This is a genomic window from Pseudonocardia pini (assembly GCF_013870575.1).
In the GTDB taxonomy this organism is placed as follows: domain Bacteria; phylum Actinomycetota; class Actinomycetes; order Mycobacteriales; family Pseudonocardiaceae; genus Pseudonocardia; species Pseudonocardia pini.
Genome location: NZ_JACBXB010000674.1, coordinates 1 through 3110, shown reverse-complemented (window position 1 = coordinate 3110; position 3110 = coordinate 1). Strand labels below are relative to the sequence as shown.

At 74.0% G+C, this 3110-nt stretch carries 2 protein-coding genes; one reads left to right on the top strand and one right to left on the bottom strand.

Annotated elements, in window-relative coordinates; genetic code table 11:
- Positions 1-354: 354 nt before the first annotated feature.
- Positions 355-1332: an Acg family FMN-binding oxidoreductase gene (locus H5J29_RS26980; protein WP_246394335.1), complete on the bottom strand. Its 978-nt coding sequence runs from the start codon at positions 1330-1332 to the stop codon at positions 355-357.
- A gap of 208 nt (positions 1333-1540) precedes the next feature.
- On the opposite strand from H5J29_RS26980, the gene H5J29_RS26975 reads away from it, so the two are divergent.
- Positions 1541-3110: sensor histidine kinase (locus H5J29_RS26975; RefSeq protein ID WP_181783811.1), on the top strand; the 1570-nt coding region annotated here is incomplete at its 3' end.

The following is a 3110-nucleotide window of genomic DNA, read 5'->3' as shown; positions in this document are numbered from 1 at the left end:
GTTCGGCGGTGCGGCCACGCTCGCGGCCGCCTCACCGGGCCCGGCGCCACGGCCTGTGGGGACACGGTGGCGATACTCGCCATCGGTACCTGCGGCCCCGACCGGCCTGCGCCGACCGTCGGATGAGCGAGCCCCGTCCGGGACGGCGCACGAACACCCGGCGACCGGACAGGACCGCACGGGCTCGGCGCACGTCCTGGAACCTCGTCGGTGCAACTCAGCAGCCCCTTGCCCGGGCGCTCCGGCGCGGTCCGCAGAACACGGCTGCCCGGTCCGCCGGTCGCGGGAGCGGGCAGCTCGCGTGCGGCGGCGTCCCGGGGTCGGGCCGCCGTGCCGGAGCGGACAGCGGGGTGTTCATCGGTCCTCCTGGTCCTCCTGGGCATCGGTTCGGACGAGGTCCTCGAAGGGGCGGCGTGGGGTGAGCGGGACCGGCCAGCCGTGGCCGAGGCGCAGGACCACCTGCGGCGGTCGCAGGCCGCCCACCAGCCTGCGCATGGCCTCCCGGACCTCCGGCACCTCGACGAGCTGGGACAGGAACGAGACGGCGAGTCCGTGGGTGGTCGCGGTCAGCAGCACCCGCTGCAGTGCCTCGCCCGCCCGGATCTCCTCGCGCTGGCCGTCGGAGTGCACGGTCAGGATCGCGATCAGCGGCTCGGCCTCGAAGGCGGTCTGCTGTCGGCCGGTACCGCGGGTGAAGTCCCGCATCACCCAGGTCGAGTTCGGCTGGGGGAGCGGGCCGCCGGCCGTCGCGGGGACGCCGTCCGGGCGCGGCTCCCCGTGCCCGGTCCAGTGGTCGAGCTCGGCGGTGAACGCCGGGTCGGCGATCTGCACGCCGTGCGCGCGCCGGGCGAGATCGCCCAGCTCGATCCGCTGGGCGGGGTCGGTCACGAGGTGCAGCCAGGTCCCCTCGTCGAGCGCGGCGCGGCGCAGTGCGTACCGCGCGGTGGCGGGGACCTCGGCGTCGCTGAAGGGCCTGCGGTTGGTGCGTCGGCGCGGGACGGCCTCGAGCAGACGCCGCTGCTCGGGTGTCGCGCGCCGCGCACCGCCACGCCGCACGACCGCGATCAGGTCGGGCCTGTCCGGGTCCGGGAGGATGCTGACCAGGGGTTTGATGCCGAGGCCGAGTAGCGCGAGCCGCAGGTTGAACAGCGCCGCCCCGCAGGCGATCCGCAGTTCGCGGCCACTCGGATCGGCGACCGGTAGCTGTCTGGTCCGGTCGGCGTGGAGCTCGATCTCGGCGTCCGAGATGCGGAACGCCCAGGGCTGGGTGTTGTGCAGGGACGGGGCTCGCACCGCCGTCTCCATCACGTCGTGCACTTCGTCCTCGGTCAAGCCGAGGGCGGTCGTCGTCTGGATCATCACCGCTCACCGCCACCGCCGCCGGCCTCCCCGGGGGGCCGGGTCCACAGCGAGGGTCCCGCCGGCCGACGTCGCCGGACTACCGACGAAGGTCCCGACCGCGCGGGGTGTTCGACCCGTCCGTGACCCGGGCGCGTGGGTCAGGATGTGTCACGGTGGGACCACGAGGAGGTGCAGCGGCATGGCGACGGGTACGGACGGCGGCTCCCCGCTCTCCGCGGTGTTGTCGGGCCTCCGCCTCGACGAGCTCGTGGGAGAGGTCCAGGACCGCCTCGATCAGATCGTCGCAGGCCGCGACCGGATGCAGAGCCTGCTCGACGCCGTGCTGGCGGTCGCGGCGGGCCTGGAGCTGGAGACGACCCTGCGGCGGATCGTGCAGTCCGCAGTGGACCTCGTCGACGCCCGCTACGGGGCGCTGGGGGTCCTGGCCGCCGACGGGTCGATCGCCCGGTTCATCGACGTGGGCCTGCACCCGGGCCGGCGCGAGGCGATGGGGCGACCGCCGACCGGCAAGGGCCTGCTGGGACAGCTGATCCTGGAGCCCGCACCCCTGCGGCTGGCCGACCTGAACGCCCACCCGGCGTCGGTCGGCTTCCCGGCCCACCACCCGCCGATGAGCAGTTTCCTCGGCGTCCCGGTCCGCGTCCGGGAGTCGGTCTTCGGCAACCTCTACCTGACCGAGAAGGTCGGGGGTGGCGAGTTCACCGCCGACGACGAGGTCGTCCTGCAGGCGTTGGCGGCCGCCGCCGGGATCGCGGTGCAGAACGCCGACCTGTTCGAGCAGAGCCGTGTGCGCAGGCAGTGGTTGGAAGCGCTCGGCGAGGTCCGTGCCGAGGTGCTGAACGGCGCGGAGGAGCAGGACGTGCTGCGGCTCGTCGCGCTGCGCACGCGGGAGCTGACCCGGTCCTCCGCCACGGTGGTGCTGCTCGGTCCCGACGAGGAGGGGCGCTACGAGCTCGGGGCGTCGGACGGGGCTGCCCTGCACCTGCCGGAGGAACGCCTCGACGCGGGCAGCACGCTGGTCGAGCTCGCCGAGAGCCGCGGTCCTGTCCTCGCAGACACACCCAGGACCCTGATCGAGGGGTCCTGGGACGGGGCGGGTTTCGGTCCGACGGTGGCGGTCCCCCTGCGTTCGGCGGAGCGGGTCATCGGCGTCCTGCTCGCACTGCGGAGGATCGGCGGGGACCTCTTCCAACCCGCTGAGGTGCCGTTGGTGCTGTCGTTCGCCCAGCAGGCCGCGCTCGTGCTGGAGATCGCCCAGAAGGACCGTGCCCAGCGCCAGCTCGACGTCCTGGCCGACCGGGACCGGATCGCCCGTGACCTGCACGACGTCGTCATCCAGCGGCTGTTCGCCACCGGGCTGAAGCTGCAGAGCACGATGCGCCGCTCGTCGGAGCCGGAGGTGCAGGAGCGCATCGGGCAGGCCGTGGAGGAGCTGGACGAGACGGTCCGGGAGATCCGCACCTCGATCTTCGACCTGCACACCGCCGAACAGGGTGACCACGGAGTGCGCCGGTCGCTGCTGGACGCCGTGACCGAGCTGACCCGGGACTCCGGCTTGGTGGCCTCGCTGCGGACCTCCGGCGCCGTCGACACGCTGGTCCCCGCCGACCTCGCGCCCCACCTCCTCGCCGCTGCGCGGGAGGCGGTCAGCAACGCGGTGCGGCACTCGGGCGGGCGGACCGTGACGGTGACCGTCGAGGCCGGTGCCGATCTCCTCCTGCAGGTGGTCGACGACGGCACCGGCATCC